The 20,874-nt window shown below is 72.3% G+C and carries 18 protein-coding genes; 4 read left to right on the forward strand and 14 right to left on the reverse strand.

All coding sequences use genetic code 11. The features are described from left to right. Nucleotides 1-377 precede the first annotated feature (377 nt). The 3 genes from fahA (at nt 378) to ACZ6QO_RS26995 (ending at nt 3,223) form a co-directional block, all read left to right on the forward strand. Entirely contained in the window at nt 378-1,598 is a 1,221-nt protein-coding gene (gene fahA, locus ACZ6QO_RS26985) for a fumarylacetoacetase (RefSeq protein ID WP_465854539.1), read from the forward strand. Between the two features lie 111 nt (nt 1,599-1,709). Further along, entirely contained in the window at nt 1,710-2,141 is a 432-nt protein-coding gene (locus ACZ6QO_RS26990; RefSeq protein WP_465854404.1) for an NfeD family protein, read from the forward strand. Between the two features lie 2 nt (nt 2,142-2,143). Continuing rightward, nucleotides 2,144-3,223: an SPFH domain-containing protein gene (locus tag ACZ6QO_RS26995; protein ID WP_465854405.1), complete on the forward strand. Its 1,080-nt coding sequence runs from the start codon at nt 2,144-2,146 to the stop codon at nt 3,221-3,223. 29 nt (nt 3,224-3,252) lie between these two features. Here the strand turns inward: ACZ6QO_RS26995 and ACZ6QO_RS27000 are convergent, their stop codons facing one another. From ACZ6QO_RS27000 to ACZ6QO_RS27060, 13 genes are all read right to left on the reverse strand, one after another. Then, nucleotides 3,253-5,064, reverse strand: a complete 1,812-nt coding sequence (locus ACZ6QO_RS27000; protein WP_465854406.1) for a GTPase — start codon at nt 5,062-5,064, stop codon at nt 3,253-3,255. 493 nt (nt 5,065-5,557) lie between these two features. Continuing rightward, nucleotides 5,558-6,973 carry a GTPase family protein gene (locus tag ACZ6QO_RS27005; protein WP_465854407.1) on the reverse strand — a complete coding sequence of 472 codons (1,416 nt, stop codon included), beginning with the start codon at nt 6,971-6,973 and terminating at the stop codon, nt 5,558-5,560. 200 nt (nt 6,974-7,173) lie between these two features. Next, on the reverse strand, nt 7,174-8,277 hold the full coding sequence (locus tag ACZ6QO_RS27010) for a Gfo/Idh/MocA family protein (protein ID WP_465854408.1): 1,104 nt from the start codon (nt 8,275-8,277) through the stop codon (nt 7,174-7,176). A gap of 126 nt (nt 8,278-8,403) precedes the next feature. After that, a complete protein-coding gene (locus tag ACZ6QO_RS27015; RefSeq protein WP_465854409.1) occupies nt 8,404-9,345 on the reverse strand; it encodes an NADP-dependent oxidoreductase in 942 nt (313 codons plus the stop codon). Nucleotides 9,346-9,411: 66 nt separating this feature from the next. Further along, the gene (locus tag ACZ6QO_RS27020) at nt 9,412-9,855 is read right to left on the reverse strand and encodes a nuclear transport factor 2 family protein (RefSeq protein WP_465854410.1); all 444 of its coding nucleotides are present in this window, start codon (nt 9,853-9,855) and stop codon (nt 9,412-9,414) included. A gap of 79 nt (nt 9,856-9,934) precedes the next feature. Further along, the gene (locus ACZ6QO_RS27025; protein WP_465854411.1) at nt 9,935-10,516 is read right to left on the reverse strand and encodes a TetR/AcrR family transcriptional regulator; all 582 of its coding nucleotides are present in this window, start codon (nt 10,514-10,516) and stop codon (nt 9,935-9,937) included. A 137-nt stretch (nt 10,517-10,653) separates the two neighbouring features. Beyond that, nucleotides 10,654-10,920: a hypothetical protein gene (locus tag ACZ6QO_RS27030; protein ID WP_465854412.1), complete on the reverse strand. Its 267-nt coding sequence runs from the start codon at nt 10,918-10,920 to the stop codon at nt 10,654-10,656. A gap of 464 nt (nt 10,921-11,384) precedes the next feature. Beyond that, on the reverse strand, nt 11,385-12,872 hold the full coding sequence (locus tag ACZ6QO_RS27035; protein WP_465854413.1) for a sensor histidine kinase: 1,488 nt from the start codon (nt 12,870-12,872) through the stop codon (nt 11,385-11,387). Nucleotides 12,873-13,078: 206 nt separating this feature from the next. After that, on the reverse strand, nt 13,079-13,768 hold the full coding sequence (locus ACZ6QO_RS27040) for a response regulator transcription factor (protein WP_465854414.1): 690 nt from the start codon (nt 13,766-13,768) through the stop codon (nt 13,079-13,081). Then, nucleotides 13,768-14,421 (reverse strand): hypothetical protein, encoded by a 654-nt coding sequence (locus tag ACZ6QO_RS27045; RefSeq protein WP_465854415.1) that lies wholly within the window; start codon nt 14,419-14,421, stop codon nt 13,768-13,770. Before ACZ6QO_RS27045 ends, ACZ6QO_RS27040 begins: the two co-directional genes overlap by 1 nt. A gap of 27 nt (nt 14,422-14,448) precedes the next feature. After that, nucleotides 14,449-15,744, reverse strand: coding sequence for an ABC transporter permease (locus ACZ6QO_RS27050; RefSeq protein ID WP_465854416.1), 1,296 nt, complete (start codon nt 15,742-15,744; stop codon nt 14,449-14,451). After that, nucleotides 15,741-16,505: an ABC transporter ATP-binding protein gene (locus ACZ6QO_RS27055; RefSeq protein ID WP_465854417.1), complete on the reverse strand. Its 765-nt coding sequence runs from the start codon at nt 16,503-16,505 to the stop codon at nt 15,741-15,743. The genes ACZ6QO_RS27050 and ACZ6QO_RS27055 overlap by 4 nt, the downstream gene beginning before the upstream one ends. Next, entirely contained in the window at nt 16,502-17,677 is a 1,176-nt protein-coding gene (locus tag ACZ6QO_RS27060; RefSeq protein ID WP_465854418.1) for an efflux RND transporter periplasmic adaptor subunit, read from the reverse strand. Before ACZ6QO_RS27060 ends, ACZ6QO_RS27055 begins: the two co-directional genes overlap by 4 nt. 223 nt (nt 17,678-17,900) lie before the next feature. Here ACZ6QO_RS27060 and ACZ6QO_RS27065 point away from each other — a divergent pair, with 223 nt between their 5' ends. Beyond that, nucleotides 17,901-19,649, forward strand: a complete 1,749-nt coding sequence (locus ACZ6QO_RS27065; protein WP_465854419.1) for an efflux RND transporter periplasmic adaptor subunit — start codon at nt 17,901-17,903, stop codon at nt 19,647-19,649. 55 nt (nt 19,650-19,704) lie between these two features. Here ACZ6QO_RS27065 and ACZ6QO_RS27070 read toward each other — a convergent pair whose 3' ends face one another. Further along, entirely contained in the window at nt 19,705-20,769 is a 1,065-nt protein-coding gene (locus tag ACZ6QO_RS27070; protein ID WP_465854420.1) for a cobalamin-independent methionine synthase II family protein, read from the reverse strand. Between the last annotated feature and the right edge of the window lie 105 nt (nt 20,770-20,874).

Raw genomic sequence — 20,874 nt, forward strand, 5'->3', positions numbered from 1 at the left:
CCTCCACGCACGAGCTCGGGGCGTTCATCCGCAACTGCGTCGCGAACGGCACGCCGTTCAAGGCCACCGCCGGCCTGCACCACGCCGTCCGCCATCCCGATCCGAGCCTGGGCGTGTACCGGCACGGCTTCCTGAACCTGGTGCTCGCCGTCTGCGCCGCCGTCCAGGGCCGCGACCCGGTGCCCGTCCTGGAGACGATGGACAAGGGCGAGCTGGTCGCGCTGGTCGGAGCCACGTCTCCGGAGGTGGCGGGCCGCGCCCGCGAGCTGCTGGTCTCCTACGGCTCGTGCACCACAGGCGCGCCCACGGAGGACCTGCGCGCGCTCGGACTGGCCGTGCCCCGCAGGCGGCAGACCTCGACCGTCAGAGAGGACACCGTGACCCCCACCTGGGTGCCCGGCGCCGACGCGACCCCTTACACCGTCGCCAACCTGCCCTACGCGGTGTTCTCCCGTCCCGGCGAGCCGGCGCGCGCCGGGGTGCGCATCGGCGACCACGTCCTCGACCTCGCGCCCGTGCTGCACGACGAGGTGTTCGCCACCGGCAGCCTCAACGCGTTCATGGCCAGGGGACGGCAGGCGTGGCAGGACACCCGCAGCCTGCTCCAGCGGCTGCTGTCCGCCGACGCCAAGGAGGCCTCGGCCAACCGGGCGGCGCTGGAACCGCATCTCATCCCGCTGCGCCAGGTGCGCCTGCACCTGCCGGTCGAGATCGGCGACTACGTCGACTTCTACTGTTCGCTGGAGCACGCGACGAACGTCGGCCGCATGTTCCGGCCCGGGGACGAGCCGCTCAAGCCCAACTGGCGTCGCCTGCCGGTCGGCTACCACGGCCGGTCGGGCACCGTCGTGGTGTCCGGCACCCCGATCACCCGTCCGCGCGGCCAGCGGGTCCCCGCGCCGGGGCAGGAGCCCGTGCTCGCCCCCACCGCCAAGCTGGACATCGAGGCCGAGCTCGGGTTCATCGTCGGGACGCCGACGCGCCTGGGCGAGAGCGCGGGCGACTTCGCCGACCACGTCTTCGGGGTCACGCTGGTCAACGATTGGAGCGCCCGGGACATCCAGTCGTGGGAGTACGTCCCGCTCGGGCCGTTCCTCGGCAAGTCGTTCGCCACGTCGATCTCCGCCTGGGTGACGCCGCTGGAGGCCCTCGCGGCCGCGCGCGTGCCCGGCCGCGAACAGGACCCCGAACCGCTGGAGTATCTGCGCAGGCGCGAGCCGTGGGGCCTGGACATCAGCATGGAGGTCACGCTGAACGGCGACCCGGTGTCGAGCCCGCCGTACCGCGAGATGTACTGGACGCCGGACCAGATGCTCGCCCACATGACCGTCAACGGCGCCTCGCTGCGCACCGGCGACCTGTACGCGAGCGGCACCGTCTCGGGGGACGAGCTGTCGCGTCGCGGGTCGCTGCTGGAGATCACCTGGAACGGCACCGAGCCGGTCAAGCTGTCCGACGGGCAGTCCCGGTCCTTCCTGGAGGACGGCGACACCGTGACGATCACCGCCACCGCCCCCGGGCCGGGCGGCACCCGCATCGCCCTGGGGGAGGTGACCGGCACCGTCCTGCCCGCTTCCGCCGAAAGATCGTCCACCTGAAGAGCCCCGTGACTCATTTGTCACGCCACGCCCGGAAAATCGCGGCTACGGTGGAAAATCAGGAACCACCGGAGCCCGGATCGCGTTCTCATTCATAGGAGGGCCGGGGCTATGGACTCATGGATCTTCTGGTTGATAATGGCGGCGGTGCTCGGGGCGGCCGAGCTTTTCACCCTCACCGCCGCTCTGGGGCTTTTGGGGGCGGCGGCCCTGCTGACGGCCGCCGTCGCGGCGATCGGCCTGCCGACCGGCATCCAGCTCGCGGTGTTCATCATTTCCTCGATCTCAGGCCTGGTCCTGCTGCGTCCCATCGCCCAACGTCACATCAAGCAGCCGCCGGCCCAGCGTTTCGGCGTGTCCGCCCTGGTCGGCAAGCCCGCCTACGTCACCCGCGAGGTCACCGGGATGAACGGCCGGGTGCGCATCGGCGGTGAAGAGTGGTCGGCCCGCGCCTATGACGAAACGCTGGTGATCCCGGCGGGCGCGACGGTGGACGTGATCGAAATCGAAGGCGCGACAGCGCTCGTCTATCCCCGGGAGTAAGCATGGACGCCGCTTTGATCGCCGGAGTACTCATCGTCCTGTTCGCGGTGTTCACCGTCCTGCGATCGGTGCGCATCGTCCCGCAGGCCAGGGCGGGCAACGTCGAGCGCCTCGGCCGCTACTCGCGCACTCTCGGCCCCGGGCTGAACTTCGTGATCCCCTTCGTCGACCGCGTCCGGCCGCTCATCGACCTGCGCGAGCAGGTGGTCTCCTTCAAGCCGCAGCCGGTCATCACCGAGGACAACCTGGTCGTCGACATCGACACAGTGCTGTACTTCCAGGTCACCGACCCGCGCGCGGCCGCGTACGAGATCGCGAACTTCATCCAGGGCGTCGAGCAGCTCACGGTCACGACCTTGCGCAACGTCGTCGGCGGCATGGACCTGGAGAAGACCCTCACCTCCCGCGACACCATCAACAGCCAGCTGCGCGGCGTGCTGGACGAGGCCACCGGCAAGTGGGGCATCCGGGTGAACCGGGTGGAGATCAAGGCCATCGACCCGCCCAGGACGATCAAGGAGGCGATGGAGAAGCAGATGCGCGCCGAGCGGGACAAGCGCGCCGCCATCCTGACCGCCGAGGGTTTCCGCCAGTCGCAGATCCTCACCGCCGAGGGCGAGAAGCAGAGCGCGATCCTGCGCGCCGAGGGTGACCGCACCGCGGCGATCCTCAAGGCCGAGGGCCAGTCGCAGGCCATCGACGAGGTGTTCCAGGCGGTGCACCGCAACGATCCCGACCCGCAGCTGCTCGCCTACCAGTACCTTCAGGTCCTTCCGCAGCTCGCGCAGGGCCAGGGCAACACCTTCTGGGTCATCCCGAGCGAGGTCACCTCCGCGCTGCAGGGCGTGTCCAAGGCGTTCACCGAGTCGCTGCCCAGGTCGCCGGCGACCCGCGAGGTGACCGAGGGCAACACCGCCGCCCAGGACGAGGCCGCCAAGGCTCAGAAGGCCGCGGAGGACGCCATCGCCGATGCCGAGGACTCCGGCCCCCGAAGCATCACGGCCTCCTCGTCACTCCCCGACCCCCTCACCCAGCCGACCGCCCCGCAACCCGCCCGCAACACTCCCGACGCCTCCTCCTGAGACACCCCTTGGGGGTCAGCCGTCAGCCGTCATCCTCGGGCGATGGTGAGGAGTTCGGCGAAGCGGCGGGCGTTGTGCAGTTCGTCGCGCACCGGGTCGAGGACGAGTTCGCGGCCGACGTCGTGGACGCCGGCCCACAGCGCCCGCCGGGCCTTGCGCGCCCTGCGGGCGCCGCCCAGGGCGGCCGCCACGCGTGAGAGCAGGGCGATCAGCAGCCCGGCGAGCACGCCGCCCACCAGCAGAACGGTGGGCCAGGGGACGGCGCCGAGCGTCGGGGTGGGCACCTCCGGGAACCTCAGATAGTCCACGACGAACAGCGCGAACAGCCAGACGGCTCCGGCGAGCATGGCGGCGAACACCAGCCACTGGAGCAGGCCCACCGCCCGCCACCACCGGGGGCGCCTGCCCGCGTCCATGGAGGTGACCGACACCGCGCGATCCAGGGCGTCCGCCAGTTCGTCCGTCCGTGAGCGGGCCGCGCCGCGCACGGCCACCGCCCACGGCTCGGGCAGGTCCGCCGAGGCGGCCGAGCCCACGTCCCTGACCGCCGTGTCCATCCGCGACCGTTGCACTCCCGTGGCCGCCGGGATGGACGTGCGGCCGCCGGCGGCGGCCGTGGAACCGCCGAGGCGCAGGCGGCGCAGCGGGTCGGGGCGCAGCCGGCGCAGCCAGCGGGTGAGCGGCCAGCCGGTGGCCGCGATCGCCCGGTGCCGGTGGGCCTTCCTGACGGCCTCCACGACGGTGGGCACCCCCGCCGCCTCCGCCAGCGCGGCGGTCAGCGGCCTGGAGAGTTCATCCGGCAGCGCCTTCTCGGCTGCCTCGGCCCGCCGTTCCAGTGCCCTCGACGCCTCCGCCCACTGCTCAGGATCCCCGGGCGGCGCCGTCGCGGCCTGGTCCGCCGGCGAGGCCACGTCCATCGGAGCGGCGGCGGCGAGCGCGCCGCCCGACGACGCATCGCGCAGTGGCGCGTCGGCGGTCAGTGGCACATCGACGGCCAGTGGTACGCCGGCGGTCAGGACGCCGGAGGACGCGGCGGCGAGGAGGTCGGCGGCCCGCTCGACGTCCGCTTCGAGCCGCGCGGCCCACGCGCGCCGGTCGGCGACCCGTTTCGCCAGCGTCGCCCGCAACTCGGCGATGCCCCTGCCCTCTCGTACCGAGGTGGCGGCCACGGGTATGCCGGACAGGCCGTCCTCGCCGAGCAGTCGCCGCAGGTCGCTCATGCAGCGGTCCGCCGCGGGCGGAGCCAGCCGGTCGGCCTGGTTGAGCACGATCATCATGACGTCGCGGTGCCGCCGGAGCGGGCGCAGATAGCGCTCGTGGACGGCCGCGTCGGCGTACTTCTGCGGGTCGAGCACCCACACCAGCAGGTCGACCACGGAGACCAGGCGGTCGACCTCCAGCCGGTGGGCCGCCTCGATGGAGTCGTGGTCCGGCAGGTCGAGCAGGATCAGCCCGGACAGCGTGCCGTCCGCCGCTTCGGCCCCGCCGACCGAGTGGCGGCGGGGGATCTCCAGCCAGTCGAGCAGCGGCCCGGCGCCCTCCGGCTCCCACATCGCGGCCTGAGCCGTCGACGTGGTCGGCCGGGTGACCCCGACCTTGGCGAGCGAAGTGCCGGACAGGGCGTTGAACAGCGACGACTTCCCGCTGCCCGTGGCGCCGGCGAGCGCGACGACCGTGTGCTCCACCGAGAGGTTCCGCCGCGTTCCCGCGCGGGCCACCACGTCGGCGACCTGGACGACCGGCGCCGCCGCGAGCCGTCCTTCGGCCAGGCCCGCCGCCTCGGCCAGCGCGGCGAGCCGGTCGTCCAGCGGCGCGCTCTTGGGACGCCTGAGCACCTTCACGGCCGCTCCCCGGAACCGGGACGAACGGGACCGACGGGATGGACCGGCCCGACAGGCGGCGCGTCCTGCACGGGCACGGCATCACTGGGAGGCGCGGCGTCCTGCGGGGCCGGCGCGGCGTCCGCGGGGGTCTGGCTCGGAGTCGCCGTAACCGCGTCGGCCTCTCCGGCGGGACGGATGTCGGCCTCTCCGGTGGACCGGGAGGTGATCTCGCCGCGGTGGTCGCGTACGGCCTGCGCCGCGCGCCGCAGATCGGCGGAGACCTGCTCCGGCAGTTCCACCCCTTCAAGCAGTGAGGTGAACCGCGCGGCGTCCTCGTCGAACAGGACGCGCACCCGTTCACGGAGGTCGTCGCGCGCCGCCTGGGTGAGGGTGCGCACGGCCTGGTCCCCGAAGACGGCCTCCAGAAGCTTCTGGCTGAGCACGCTGGTGCCTCCGGCGATGCCGACCTCGATGCCGGTCAGCCCGCCGGTGGAGGCGAAGACCATGAGCATCAGCAGCAGGCCGAGGCCGTTGAGGCTGAAGGACGCCAGCCGCGCGGTGGTGCGCTTCTCGGCCCCTTCCTTGGCGACCAGCTCCAGAACGTACGCCTGCCAGGCGCGGACGGCCGACGCGGCGCGGTCGGGCAAGGTGGACGACGCGCGGCCGAGACCGCGCCGGCGCGCTCGATGACGTCACGTCCGGCGGGCATGCCGGACCACGCTTCGAGCGCCCGTTCGGCGGCGGCGTCCGCGGCCGAGCGGATCAGCGACTCCACGCCGGTCTCCAGGGCGACCCTCAGCCGGGTGTCGGGTGGCGGCGTGCCCATGAACGCCGCGACGATGCGTTCGCGCAGCCAGCCGATGCGCGACTCCAGCGACCGCATCAGATCGCCGGTGCCGATGAAGTCCTGCCAGCGGGTCAGCACCTCGCCGCGCAGCAGGGAACCGTCGCGGATGCCGTCGTCGAAGGTGGCCATCGCCGCCCCGTACGCCGACTCCACCGACAGCCGCAGGTCGGCGAGCCCGGCCCGCTGCCGGTCGGCCTGGTCGGCGAGAGCGGGGACCCGGGTGGTCACGCTGTCCAGCGCTCCGGACAGCGTCCTGCGCACGACGTCCGCCCGAGCCTGCGCGTCGGCCGCGATCGCGGCCAGCCAGCCGCGCACGTCCCGTACGGCGTCCTCGGGCAGGCGGGCGTTCTCCTCGGGCAGCGCCACCTCGGGGACGCTGAACAGCGGCGTGCCGCCGAGGCCGTTGGCGTCCAGCAGGCGGGTCAGGTGGGCGGTCACCGGCTCCAGCGCCTCGGGGGGCACCCGGTCGAGCACCACCGCGAGGGCCGTGCTCCGCTCTCTCGCGCTGCGCAGGAAGCCCCACGGGACCTCGTCGGCGTAACGGGCGGCGGTGGTGACGAAGAGCCACAGGTCGGCGGCGGCGAGAAGCTGAGCGGCGATCTCGCGGTTGGCGGTGACCACCGAGTCGATGTCGGGGGCGTCCAGCAGCGCCAGCCCGGCGGGCAGGGTGTCCGCCGTGACGATGCGCAGCGTGCCCGGCTCGCCGCGTCCCCGTCCGGTCGTCCTGGCCAGGCCGGGAAGCACGCTCTGCCTGGTGAACCACGCCTCGTCCGCGGGGCTCGTGACGAGCGTGGGCGCGAGCGTCGTCGGGCGGAGCACCCCCGGCTCGGCGACGTCGGCGCAGGCGAGCGAGTTGACCAGCGTCGACTTGCCCGCTCCCGTGGAGCCGCCGACCACGGTCAGCAACGGCGCGTCCATGGCGGCGACGCGCGGCAGCAGGTAGTCGTCGAGCTGTCCTCTCAGCTCCTTGAGAGCACGGCGATGTGATGCGACGTCACCGATCGCGAGCGGGAACAGATCGCGATCGAGCTGGCGCCGCAGGCCCTCAAGGGCCACGAGCAGCCCGTTGTTCCCTGCCATACGACCGGTAATGCCCCAGCACGGGCAAGGTATCCCCACCGGCCGCGAACGGGTGGGCGCCGTATGGACGATCAGCCCGTTGGGGCGTCCCGCCGACCGCGAAGCGTGACCTCCCGGAAGAGTGAGCCGGCGCCGGCGCCGCCGTGATCATCTGGGACTGCGACGGCCAGGACGACCAGAAGTGGACGCGTCGTGGCGGGTCATGCCGGGAGTTGGACGGATCCGGTCCGGGACGCCTGCTCGATCGCGTCGACGAGCCGGTGCCGTGCGAGGGCGTAGTCGAAGCCGGGGACGGCGTCAGTGCCGTCCCGTAGGTCCTTCGCCAGGAACGCGTAGGTCTGGGCCACGTTCTGCGGGATTGCGGCCAAGGCGCGGGGGACGGGATGGAAGTAGTGATCCGGGACGGTGATCTCGGCGATCGCGGTGTCGGCACCGCGGCCGCCTTCCAGCTTCAGGTCCGCCGCCTGCAGGTTCCCGTTGATGCCCGGCGCGGTCAGGACAAGGTCGCCTTCGGTGCCGTTGATCTCCCAGCGCAGGTTGTCGCCACGCGAGAAGCCGCCGCGGTAGAAGAAGGACACGGCCGCGCCGCCGTCCAGCGTCCCTATGACGGACAACTGGTCCGCCGTCGTCACCGGGATCGTGGTCCCCTCGTCCATCACCCGTACCTCCTTGCGGCCGTTGACGAGGTTGGCCGAGACGCCGGTGAAGTCCCCCAACACGAAGTTCACCGCTTCAAGGGCGTGAATGCCCGCTGCGGTCAGGACCGTCGCTCCGTTGGCCGCGTCGAAGACGTAGGCGTGGGCGCGGTCGGTTTCCGCCCCCCAAGAGAGCCCTGACCCGATCAGCGTCGTGCCGAGCACCTGACCGACGTAGCCGTCCTTGACCAGATCGCGGACGTAACGGACCACCGGGGAGAAGCGCGCCTGCAGCCCGATCACCGTACGCACGCCCGCGACCCGGGCTCGCTCGGTCAGATCGGACGCCTCACGGAGATCCACGCCCAATGGCCATTCGCTGTAGACCATCTTTCCGGCCTCCAGCGCCGCCGAGACCAGCGCGTGGTGATGGGTCACCTTCACCGCCACCACGACCAGGTCGACACCTGGATGCGCGATCAGGTCCCTGGGGTCGTCGTACGCCGCCGAAACGTCGAATTCCTCGGCGGCGCGCTCGGCGGACTCCCGGCGCGAGGTGCTGATCGCACGCAGTTCGTAGTCAGGAAGGGCCTTGAGCGCCGGGATGTGGCTGATGGCCGCCCATCCTTGCGAGCTCGCCCCGATGACGCCGACACCGATCTTCTTCATGTGCTTCCCCCCGTGGTGGAACCGGCCGCTGGCGCGGCCCGGATGTTGTGATGTGTGCTGAGATGTACAGAGAACGTGCAGATGGAAAGGGACGCGCCGGTCCGTCGGTACGGCCGGCAGGCGGTCTCAGAACTCGATGACCAACCGTCCCCGGACGCCGCCGGCTTCGAGACGACGGTGGGCCTCGTGCGCCTGCTCGGGCGGGAAGACGCCCGCGACCCGCAAGGTCACGGCACCGGCCTCCGCCAGGTATCGCAATTGATCAAGCTTGTCCCAGCGGCCGCGATAGTCAGGGACGTACACGGTGTGAAAGGCGATGCCGCGCTCAGGTGTGCCGAGAGCTCCGATGCCGCGCAGCGCGGCGACGCCTCCGCCGTCACGCACCGCTCCCACCACGGACGCCCCGATGAGTGCGCCGTCGGCCACCCCGTCCACACCCTCGGGTACGGCCTGCCGGATGCGGGCTCCGACGCCGTCGCCTCTCGCGACGACGACGTCCGCGCCCAGAGACCGGACGAGGTCCTCGTCGGCCGGCGACGCGTCGGCGACGACGCGCAACCCTGCCGCCTTGGCCATCTGAACCGTGTAGCCGCCGAACGCTCCTGCGGCACCGGTCACCGCGAGAGTCCGTCCGGGCGGCAGGCTCAGCAGGTCGAGTGTCATGCGGGCGGTCAGCCCGTTCATCGGAAGGGCCGCGGCCTCGGCGTGACTCGTGCCGGCCGGCGCCCTGGTCACCCATGACGCGGGCAGGACCACGTGCTCGGCGTAGGCGCCGCCGCGCGGCCCGGTCGGCATGACCATGGCCATCACCCGGTCGCCGATTCGCAGGCCGGTGACGGCGCCTTCCCCGATCTCGTCGACCACTCCCGCGGCGTCCTGGCCGGGGACATACGGCGGCCGAACGCCGGGAAGGGGGACAAGACCCGCGCGCATGAGCGTGTCCGACGGATTGACCGCCGCGGCGTGCACGCGGATGCGCACTTCCCCGGGGCCCGCGTGCGGTTCGGGAACGTCGACGACTCGCAGCACCTCCGGACCGCCGAACGCGAAGGCTCCCACCGCTTTCATGTGCCCTCCGATGCCCGGAGCCCGGTGCCGTGCCCGAGTCCCGAACCGCTTCGTTCGCCCGAATGCTCACACATCGGGAAGGCCCCCTTCGAACGGGTCGATCCGCAGGCGGGTCAATCTCATGGCGTGGATGCGCCATTGACCGTCGACCCTCCGGTATCGCTCGTGGTAGTGCCCGTAGCCGTGCATGCCTCTCGGGGCACCGCCGCCGTCGGGGAAGGCGATGTAGTCGTGCATGCTCCAGATCCCGGCGGCCTCCTCGGCACCGAGGATCTCTATCTCGGGCATGGACCCGCTGTGCACGGACACGGCGTCGCCGAGCCATGTGCGGGTCACGGAGACGAACTCGTCGGGTGTTCTGACGGCGCCGCCGATGTCGATGCGCGCGTCCGCGGCGAACAACTCACGCCAGGCGTCCCAATCCTTGGCGTCGAGGTGCCGGAAGTAGCGCGCCTTGAGCTGCTTGATCTCTTCGACATCCAAGAGGCGCCGAAGGTCGTCGTCCGCCATAGTCGCTCCTTTCCAGTGACGGCTCGGGGCCGTCATACAAAAATCTTGAACGATCATTACATAATCAGGGCGTGAAAGCTCAGTCGAGGCAGCCCAGGGCCACCTCCGCGATGTTCGTCAGGTTCTTCCTGTCGGTGTTGATCGCACCCATGATGCGCAGCCCGTGGACGGTCGTCAGAATGAACCCCGCCAGGTCCCTCGGAACGCGATCGCTGGTTACCTGGCCGTCCGCCTGGGCCTTGCGGATCAGCTCGGTCAGGGCATCCTCCAGTGACGAGGTCGTCGCTCGCACACGCTTGGCGACATCGGGGTCATGAGGCAACCGCTCGGTCGTGGCGCTGACGATGAGACAGGACAACCGCTCTCCGTCGCCGACGATCTCGTCCACCACGCTGACCAGCACGGCCCGGATCAGCTCCCGCGCGGGTGCGCCGCTGTCGAAGAGTTCGATCAGCGGGACCGCGTACTGCTCGCGGTAGCGGTCCATGACCGCCAGGTACAGGCCCTCCTTGCTGCCGAACGCCGCGTACAGCGATCCGCGTCCGATTCCCGTGGCGTCGACCAGGTCCTGCACCGAGGTCCCCTCGTACCCCCTCCGGCGAAAGGCGGACATGGCCGCCTCCAGCGCGGCCTCGGTGTCGAACTCCCTGACTCGAGCCATGGCAGCAGACTACCGCTATCTTGAATGATCGGTCAAGTATTCGTGACGACGGTCACTGGACGGGACGTCGGCAAGACCGCGCGGCATCCGGTCGCGTCGCGCCAGGGCTTCGTCGCTACCGGGGAAGAGGGTGGCCGCTAGCTCGCGGACGGGGTGGCGGCGGGGGTGGGGAGGAGAGGGCGGCACTTGTTGAGGGCCTTGGCTGTGGCCGGGTCGTCGGTCTTGAGCCGTCGTACGCCGCCGTTCGCGGGCAGATCGGCGCCGTTGTCCTTCATGCAGGAGCGGAACGCCTGGAGCGCCGAAGGGTCGAAACCGCCGCGCCGGCCGTCCTGACCGCCCGGACCACGGCCTCGGGGCATCAGCGAGCGGCACGCCTCGAAGGCCTTGCGCGCCTCCGGTGACATGGTGCCAAAGCCCCTCGATCCCCCGCTCGGCCGAGCTGACGGAGAACCGCCCGGCCGAGCCGTGGGTGCGCCGCCAGGGCGGCCGGTGGGCATGTTCACGCCGTTCTTGCGCATGCACTCGGCGAACGCGGCGGCTCCGCCGCCGGAACGGCCCGGAGTCGGCTGGGCCGCGGTCGCGGTGGAGCCGGCGCCACATCCGGAGGCCATCAGGACAGTGGCCATGACCGCGACGCCGAGAGCACGGGGCAACGCATTCACGAAGTGAACTCCATCGGGGGACCGAGGGGCTTTGGCGACTCCTATCGAAGGACACCAAACTCAGCGTCAGGTGGGACAAAGCTGAATATCCGCTGTCAACGTCGGGTACGCGCCACACCGCCTTCGGTAGGGGCGATCGGGTCGCGTGGCCGTGGCCGGGTCAACCGTCGATGGAGGGCGAGGTGGAACGGGGCGCCGTGGGCGGGTCAGGCGTCGGCGGGGAGGGCGACGCGGAAGGTGGCGCCGCGGCCGGGGGTGCTGTCGAGGGTGATCACGCCTCCGTGGGCGTGGACGAGGGCGGCGGCGATCGACAGGCCGAGCCCGGTGCCGCCCGAACCGTTCCGCGTGCGAGAGGGGTCGGCCCGGTAGAAGCGCTCGAACACCCGCTCGGCGTCCTGGAGGGGCAGCCCCGGTCCGCGGTCGGCCACCTCGATGACGACGTGCCCGTCGAGATCGCCCACGCCCACGTGGAACGCCGTGCCGGCCGGGGTGTGCCGGAGGACGTTGCCGACCAGGTTGGCGAGCACCTGCCGCAGCCGCGCCTCGTCGCCGTTCACGGTGACCGTCCCGTCGGAGTCGTCCAGCCTCACCAGGTCGATCTCGCGGTCGGGGGCGAGCGTCTGGGCGTCCAGCACCGCTCCGGCGGCCACGCTGAGCACGTCGACCGGCCGCCGTTCCAGCGGGCGCTGCTGGTCGAGCCGGGCGAGCAGCAGCAGGTCGTCCACGAGGAGGCCCATGCGGGTGGCCTCGTCCTCGATCCTGCGCAGCAGCCTGGCGGCCTCCGGAAGGCTCGGCGTCTCGTGCCGGTACAGCTCGGCGAACCCCCGGATGGACGTCAGCGGGGTGCGCAGCTCGTGAGAGGCGTCGGCGACGAACCTGCGCATGCGGTCCTCGGACCTGCGCGCCTCGAAGGCCGACTTGCGCGCCGCGATCTCGGATGCCTCCCGGTCCTCGAAGGCCGCCTCGATCTGGGCGAGCATGCCGTTGATGGCCCGGCCGAGACGCCCCATCTCCGTGCGGCGGTGCCACCGCGGCACGCGGCGCGACAGGTCTCCCCCGGCGATGGCGCCCGCGGTCCGTTCGATCTCCCCCAGCGGGCGGAGGCTGCGCCGGACGAGCCAGTGGCAGGCGAAGCCGAGGATGAGCAGCACGCCGCCGCCGACGCTCGCCACGATGACGGCCAGCCGGGTGACGGTGGCGTCGATCTCGTCCATGCGGACGGCGATCACGCGGGCGGGGCCGCCGTCCGCCACCACGATCGCCCGCCAGCGTGTCCCCGAACCCGACGCCACGGTGAACGGGCGCGGCCGTCCGGACACGGCCGCCGCGCCGTCGCCGAGCGGCGGCATGACGGGCGGCGTGGCGCCGGGGGGCTCCTGGAGGGTGCGCTCGACGGTGCCGTCCGGCCGCAGCAGCGCCATGTAGAACAGGCCGAACTGCCTGAGCGGGCGGGACAGGTCGCGCGGCTGCACGGGGGACGAGGCGATGAGGTCGCGCCGTATCGTCCCGGCCACGACGAGCTGCTGGTCGACCCGGTCGACGAGGTAGCCGCGCAGCAGCTGGACGGCGACCGCGCCGGTCAGCGCGATGGCGAGGGTGACCAGGGCGAGCGTGCCCGCGACCAGGCGCAGCCACAGCGGCGACCGCGCCGCCCACCGCCGCACCGCCGGGAACGCCCGGAGTGTCCACACCACCGGGAACGCCTGGAGCGACCGCGCCGCCCATCGCCGCACCGCTCGGAAGTCCCGCACCGCCGGGAACGCGTGGGGGGACCGAGCCGCCGGGAGCAGCCGGATTGTCCGGAGCGCCCGAAGCATCCGGGTTGCCCGGAGCGGCCGGAGCGGGTTCATCGCGGGCTCATCGGGGAGTCATCCGGTGTCCGGCCGGGGTGAGGGGCGGTTCACGGTCGCGGCGCGCGGAGGACGTAACCCACCCCTCGGAGCGTGTGGATCAGCCGCGGATCCACCATGTCGATCTTGCGTCGCAGGTAGGAGACGTAGGACTCGACCACGTTGCGGTCCCCGCCGAAGTCGTAGTTCCAGACATGGTCGAGGATCTGCGCCTTGGACAGCACCCGCCCGGCGTTGACCATGAAGTAGTGCAGCAGTTTGTACTCGGTGGGCGACAGCTTCACCCGGCTGCCGGCGCGCCAGACCTGGTGGCCTTCCTCGTCCAGCTCCAGGTCGGCCACCTGGAGCCTGGTGGGCAGGTCGAGGTCGCCCCTGGTGCGGCGGAGCACGGCCCGGATCCTGGCCAGCACCTCCTCCAGGCTGAACGGCTTGGTCACGTAGTCGTCGCCGAGGGCGAGCCCGGTCAGTTTGTGCTCGGTCTCGTCCCGCGCGGTGAGGAAGAGCACCGGGGTGCGCCTGCCGCTCGCGCGGAGCCGGTTCGCCACCGCGAAGCCGTCCATGTCGGGCAGCATCACGTCGAGCACGACCAGGTCGGGCCGGACGCGCTCGACGAGCTGGACCGCCTCGCGCCCGTCCGCGGCGGTCGTGACGTCGAAGCCGGCGTAGCGCAGCGTCGCCGACAGCAGCTCGCGGATGTTGGGCTCGTCGTCCACGATCAGCAGTTTCGCCTCACCGGACATCACGACCTCCCGCCGCCGGGACCGCCGCCGAATCCGCCCGCGCCGCCCTGGTTGACCGAGGTGGCGGTGACGGAGCCGTCGCCGCCCCGCTGCCCTTGGACGATGACGGTGCTGCCGGGCTTGAGGTCCTTGACCTTGCCCTCTTTGCTGACCTGGACCTTGGTGTCGGCCGAGGTCCTGACGGTGACGATGCCGCCCCCCGTGGTCTCCACGTATATCTTGCCGCCGTCGACGAGCTTGACCGTGCCGACGGTGACGCCGGCGAAGGGGCCGCCCGCGCCGCCCTGCCCCGCCCCCCGGCCCTGCCCTTGGCCCTGGTCCTGACCTCGGCCTTGGCCCGCGCCGGGGAAGCCGAACCGTCCGCCTCCGGCCCGCTGCCCGCCTCCCGCGCCCGCTCCGGCCAGCAGCCCCTGGATCGCGGCCTGGCGGGCGCTCGCGGCGCCCCAGAACTTCTGCAGCTGGATGCCCACGACCATGCCCGCGACCAGCAGCACGGCCCCGGCGAGAGCCATGGTCAGCCTGGACGCGCGACGCCGCTCGGGCCGGGCCGCGAGTTCGGCGTCCAGGTCGTCGTCGAACGGCGAGGTCTCCAGCAGCTCGTGCTCCGCCGCCGGTTCCTCCGTCACGTACTGCTTGCGCCTGCTCGAACTCATGATCACTCCTTGTGCGACGGCCGTACGTCACTCGTGCCGCAGCGCTTCGATGGGACGCAGCTTCGCCGCCCGGTTCGCCGGATAGCTGCCGAAGAACAGGCCGATCGCGACCGACACGCCGAGGGCCAGCACGATCGACGCCGGCACGACGACCGGTCGCACGCCGGCGATCGTGAACCTGGTGCCGATGAGCGCGATGGCGACGCCCAGCAGGCCGCCGATCAGGCTGAGCATCGTGGCCTCGGCGAGGAACTGGCCGAGGATCGCGCCGCGCGGCGCGCCGATGGCCTTGCGGATGCCGATCTCCCGGGTCCGCTCGGTGACGGTCACGAGCATGATGTTGGTGATGCCGATGCCACCGACGAGCAGGCTGATGGCGGCGACGGCGCCGAGCAGCACGGTGAACGTGCCGGTCGCGGCGCTGACCGTCTCCTGGAGCGCCGCCTGGTTGAGTATCCGGTAGTCGGCGGCGGCGGTGCCGGTGATGCCGTGCCGCTGGTCGAGGATCTGGGCGACCTCCGACTGCGCGGCGTCGACCGCGGTGGCGCTCTTGGCCTGGACGATGATCTGGCCGAGCGCCCCGAACCCGGTGAGGCTCTGCTGCACGGCCGGCAGCGGCGCGATCGCGACGTCGTCGGCGTCCTGGAAGCCGGCCGACCCCGCCTGCTTGAGCACGCCGACCACGGTGAACGGCACGCCGGTGATCGTGATCTGCCTGCCGACCGGGTCCACCGAGCCGAACAGGTCGTCGGCCACGGTCCGCCCGATGACGACGATCTTCCGCGCGTTCACCACGTCGTCGTTGAAGAAGTACGACCCCGTGGCCACCGGCTTGTTCGACGCCTCGAAGTAGCTCGGGTAGGTGCCGACGAGCTGCGCGATCGAATGGCTCGCCCCCTCGTAGGTCGCCGTCCGCGCCGAGGCGGTGACGACGGGGGACACGCTCTTGACCGACGGCGCGGCCGCCGGGTCGGCCAGCGCCCTGGCGTCCTCCAGGGTCAGCTCCTTGGCCTGGGTGCGCGGACCGGCGGCGGCCTGCTGCCGGCTCTCTCCGCCCCCGCCGCGGCCGAAGAACCCGCCGCCTCCGCCGCGCGCTCCCCCGCCCCCGCCCCCGCCTCCGGTGAAGGACTGCATCACGGTGAGGGTGTTGGAGCCGAGCCGCTGGATGTTCTGCTGGATCGCCTGCGAGGAGCCCTCGCCGACCGCGACCAGCAGGATGACCGCCGCGACGCCGATGAGGATGCCGAGCGTGGTCAGCGCGCTGCGCATCTTGTTGGCCGTCAGGCCGCGCACGGCGAAGCGCAGGACTTCCAGGGCGTTCATCTGTCCCTCACCACCTGGGAGGCCGGCCGGGGCGGCGGGCCTTCGACGGGCGCCTGACGGCGATCCTCGACGACCAGGCCGTCCACCAGGCGGATGATCCGCTTGGCGTGCGCGGCCACGTCGTTCTCGTGGGTGATCAGCACGATGGTGCGCCCGGCTTCGTTCAGCCGGTCGAGGACGGCGAGCACGTCCGCCGTCGACCTGGTGTCGAGGTTGCCGGTCGGCTCGTCGGCCAGCAGCAGCGACGGCGCGGTGACCAGGGCGCGGGCCACGGCGACCCGCTGCTGCTGGCCGCCGGACAGCTCGTTCGGCTCGTGGTGGACGCGGTCGGACAGCCCCACCTGGTCCAGCGCCGCGAGGGCCCGCCGGCGGCGAGCGCCCGCGCCGGCCCCTCCGTACGCCAGCGGGAGTTCCACGTTCGCCAGCGCCGTCATGCGGGGGATCAGGTTGAACGACTGGAAGACGAAGCCGATCTTGCGGTTGCGCAGGATCGCGAGCTGCCGCTCGCCGAGCACCCCGACGTCGGTGCCGTCGATGAAGTACTCGCCGCCGCTCGGCACGTCCAGGCAGCCCAGGATGTTCATCAGCGTCGACTTGCCGGAGCCGGACGCGCCCATGATCGCGACGTAGTCGCCGCGCTCGACGGCGACCGAGACGCCGCGCAGCGCCTGGACGCGGGCGTCCCCCTCCCCGTAGACCTTCGTGACCTGCCGCACGTCCAGGACCGGGGGCGTGCGGCCGGCGCTCTGCCAGGGGGTCACCTGCCACCACCGCCGCCGAGGCGGACGGCGCCGCCGCCGGGGAAGCCTCCGCCGGGGAAGCCGCCCTGCAGGCCGCCCGTGCCACCCGTCGTGGACCGCACCACCTGGTCGCCCTCGGCCAGCCCGGACCTGATCTCGGTGAGCGTGTCCCCCTTCACCCCGACCTCGACGGTCTTGGTGACCTGCCTGCCGCCGGAGAGGACGGTGACCGTGTTCTGGCCGCCCGCCGTCCTGACCGCCGAGGTGGGGACGGTCAGCGCGTCGTCGGCCTTGGCGACGATGACCTGGACGCTCGTCGTCTGGCCGAGCCGCACCGTCTTGGGCACGTCGGTGAGGGAGATGGTGGCGGCGTACTGGACCACGTTGTCGCTGGTCTGCGCCACCGGGTCGATCAGGGTCACCTTGCCGGAGGCCGTCACGCCGGGCAGGGCGTCGAACGTGACGGTCGCTGCCTGGCCGACCTTGAGCTTGGTCACGTCCGATTCGGTGAAGTCGCCGACGACCTGGAGGTTCTTGGTGTCGGCGATCTCGATGAAGCCGCCGGAGGACCCCGAGCCCGCCGAGCCGCCGGTCGACGCGGAGCCGCCGCCGGACGATCCCGTCGCCCGTGAGCTCCCGGAGCCGCCGGAGGAGGAGCCGCTCGACGTGGCCGAGCCTGCCGAACCGGAGGAGGAGCCGCCGACCGTCCCGTTGACGGCGGTGACCGTGCCGCCGAACGGCGCCTTCAGCACGGTGCCGTCGAGCGCCCGCTTGGCGTCCCGGTAGGCGTTCCTGGCCTGGATGTACTGCGAGTAGCCGGACGCGGTGGAGGTGTCGCCGTCCTCGGCCGCGTCGAGGCTCGCCGCCGCGGCGTCCAGGTCCTCCTGGGCCGCCGTGTCGTCGACGCGGGCGAGGATCTGCCCCTTGGTGACCTTGTCGCCGCTCTCGACGTAGATCTTCTCGACCGTGCCACTGGAGCCGAAGCTCAGCGACCGGGTCTTCGCGCTCTCCACCGCGCCGGAGGCCGACACCGAGGACAGCACGGTTCCCCGGGTGACCGGCGTGGTGGAAGGCGCGACCTCGGCGGAGGAGCCCCCGTTCAGGGAGGCGTACGCCACGCCGGCGCCTCCCAGCAACAGCACCCCGAGGGCGCCGTTCACGATCAGCGCTCTGCGCTTCGTCGACAGCTTCACGACCACCGAGCCTGGACCACGCCGCTTGGGCCAACCTCCGTCGTCCCTGAAGGTTTGCTGAAAGCCGGGGACGTTCTTCGCGGGCCGCCCGCCGCCAAGGCCCTGGCCGCCGGCCCCGAGAGCACGAAACCGCTGCTCAGCTCGGCCTGGGCGGGCGCCGATACACAGCAAACTCTCAGGCCCGCATGAGCTTGGGGTGACGTCCGGTGACCAGGATGGCCGCATGAGAACGAGCACTCCGCCCACCGCCATGCGCGTCGGGGGACTCGCCCTCGCCGGAGTCGTGCTGGCGGCCGTCGGACTGGTCCGCCTCGGAGACGCGGACACCACCGCGGGGCCCCGCGTCGAACTGGCGTCCGTCAGGCGCGGCACGGTCGTGAGCGGCGCCTCGGCGGCGGGCAACACCGTGGACGCCCACATCCGCGACCTCGCCTTCGGCGCCGACGGCACGGTGCGGAAGGTGTACGTGTCGGTCGGGCAGAAGGTCCGCGAGGGGCAGGTGCTCGCCCGCGTCGACGACACGATCGCCCGGGAGGACTACACGGCCGCCAAGGCGTCCCTGACCGCCGCCGAGGAGACGCGCGACAAGCTCGAAGCCGCCGAGAACGGCGGTTCCGGCGGCTCGGGCAGCTATGGCGGCTCTGGCGGCTCGGCACGCCAGGGCGGCTCCGGCCGTGCTCCTCGGGCGACCTCCCCCACCGGCCGCCCGTCCGCGCAGCCCTCCGGACGGCCGCCGGCCGTCCCGACGTCGTGCCCGCGGACGACCGCCGCGCCGCGTCCCTCGCAGTCCCCGGGGCCGGACGCTCCCGAGCCCAGCACCGTTCCGAGCGTCGGCTTCACCGTCACCCCGCACCCGGTCAGGCCGGCGGCGGCGCACCCCACTCGGCCGCCGACCAGACCCACCCCCGAGCACCCGACCCGGCCTACGGGCGAGCCCGCTCCCGAGCACACGAGGCGGCCGACCGGCGAGCCCGCCCCTGAGCACACGAGGCGGCCGACGGGCGAGCCCACTCGGACGATCGTGCCCGTCGTCCCTTCGCCGGACGGATCGACGCCCGGCCCGCAGGAGAGCCCGACGCCGACCGCGCACCCGTCCCCAACCTGTGGAAAGCCCAATGGGGAGGACGGCGGGCCGGACCAGAACCCGCGTAACCCTCAGGGACAGGGCGGCCAGAACGGGCGGGGCGGGAGCGATCAAGGGGCCGGCGGCCAGGGCGGACGCGCCGGCCGAACCGGGCAGGACGGCCGGGGCGGCGGTCAGAACGGGCAGGGCGGACAGGCGGTGACCACCGTTGCCGAGGCGGAAGCGAAGGTCGCCAAGGCCGAGACGGCCCTGCGGCAGGCCGAGGACGCGCTGGCCGGCGTGGAGATCAAGGCGCCCGCGAAAGGGACGATCTTGACGGTGTCCGGCATGACGGGAACGCCGGTCAAGGCGGGTTCGACGTTCATCACGCTCGGCGACCTCGACAAGCTCCAGGTGCGCGCCATGTTCTCGCAGACCGACGTCGTCCGCCTGAAGCCCGGCCAGCCCGCGACCGTGTCCCTGGCCACCCGGCCCGGCGCCATCTACCGCGGCAAGGTAGCCCATATCGACGTGACGGCGACCACGACCGACCGGCTCGTGCAGTACGGAGTGATGATCGCGTTCGACCGCCGGCCCAAGGGGCTGCTGCTGGGGCAGACGGCGACCGTCCAGGTGACGCTGGACGAGGCGCAGGACGCGGTGTACGTGCCCGCGCAGGCCGTCCGGACCCGGGCGGACGGCGCCGCGACGGTGCGGGTGCGCGACGGCGGACGCGGCGTCGAACGGCCGGTCGAGCTGGGCGTGCGCGGCGACCAGTATGTCGAGGTCGTCTCCGGCCTCACGGCGGGCGACCAGATCGAGCTGCCGGGGGGCGCCACCGGCGGTTTCCCCGACGACGGCTTCCCCGGCCTCTCCTCTCCCGTCCCATCCCCCTCCCGAACGCCCTGACCACCCCGGATCCGGACCCGGCCACGACCAGGCCGGCGCCCCGATCCGGGCCGGGTCAGGCGCCCAGGGCCTCCGCCGCCAGGGCGGTGCCTTCGACGCGGGCCGCGATCTTGGCGAACGCGGTGTCGCGCGAGGTGGAGGTGTCGTCGGCGAACGGCGCGAAGCCGCAGTCGTCGCAGGTGCCGAGCCGCTCGGCGGGCAGGCGCCGCGCGGCCTCCAGCACCCGGTCGCGCACCTGTTCCGGCTTCTCGACGACCGGATCGATGGGGTCGGTCACGCCGACGAAGATCCTCGCCTGTGCGGGCAGGTGCGCGGCGACGAGGTCCAGCACCCGTCCCGGGTCGACCTCACCGGCGAGCTCGACGTAGAAGTTGCCGGCCCGCAGGGTGAACAGCGTGGGCAGCAGGGCGGCGTAGTCGACGTCCGCGCTGTGCGTGGAGTCCTGGTCGCCTCCGGGACAGGTGTGCACGCCGATGCGGGCGCGCTCGGCGTCGGTGAAGCGGTCGAGCACCTGGTTGTTGAGGGCGACGAACTGCTCCAGCAGCCCGCCGCTCGGGTCCAGCTTGAGCGACAGCCGCCCTTCGGTGAAGTCGAGTTGCACCACGTGCGCTCCGGCGTCCAGGCAGCCCCTGATGTCGGCCTCGGCCTCCGCGACCAGGTCGTCGACGAAGGTCTCGCGCGGATAGCCGGCGATGCCGTCGGCCGGGTACAGCAGGCTGAGCGCCGAGGGGGCGATGACGGCCTGCTTGACCGGCAGGCCGGTGTGCCGGCGCGCGGCCCGCAGGTAGGTCGCGGCGCGCGCCCGGTAGCGGAACGGCCCCGCCGCCAGGCGCGGGAGCTGCCGGGTGTGCCCGTCGGCGAACGGGATGACCGCCCCGTCCGGGGCGAGGCCGTCCAGCCCGGCGATCGGGTAGGTGGCGAAGCTCGGCTTGGACTGCTCGCCGTCCACCAGGACGGGGCTGCCGATGCGCTCCAGCCTCGCGATCGTGTCGGCCACGGCCTCATCCTGCGCCGCGGCAAGGTCGTCATCTCCTAGGCGGCCCGCCGCGTGCTCCGCCATCGCGGTCAGCAGAGCGGGAGGCCGGGGAATGCTGCCGATCGGTTCGGTGGGGATGCTCATTCGGCGAGCTTAGATAACGATTTCACGGCCCTCAATGATCGGTCCGGAACCGGACGCCCATGGGGTGGGCCACCGATGCCGATGCCGGGACGGGAAGGCGGGACG

The sequence above is a fragment of the Sphaerisporangium sp. NPDC049457 genome, from assembly GCF_055586705.1.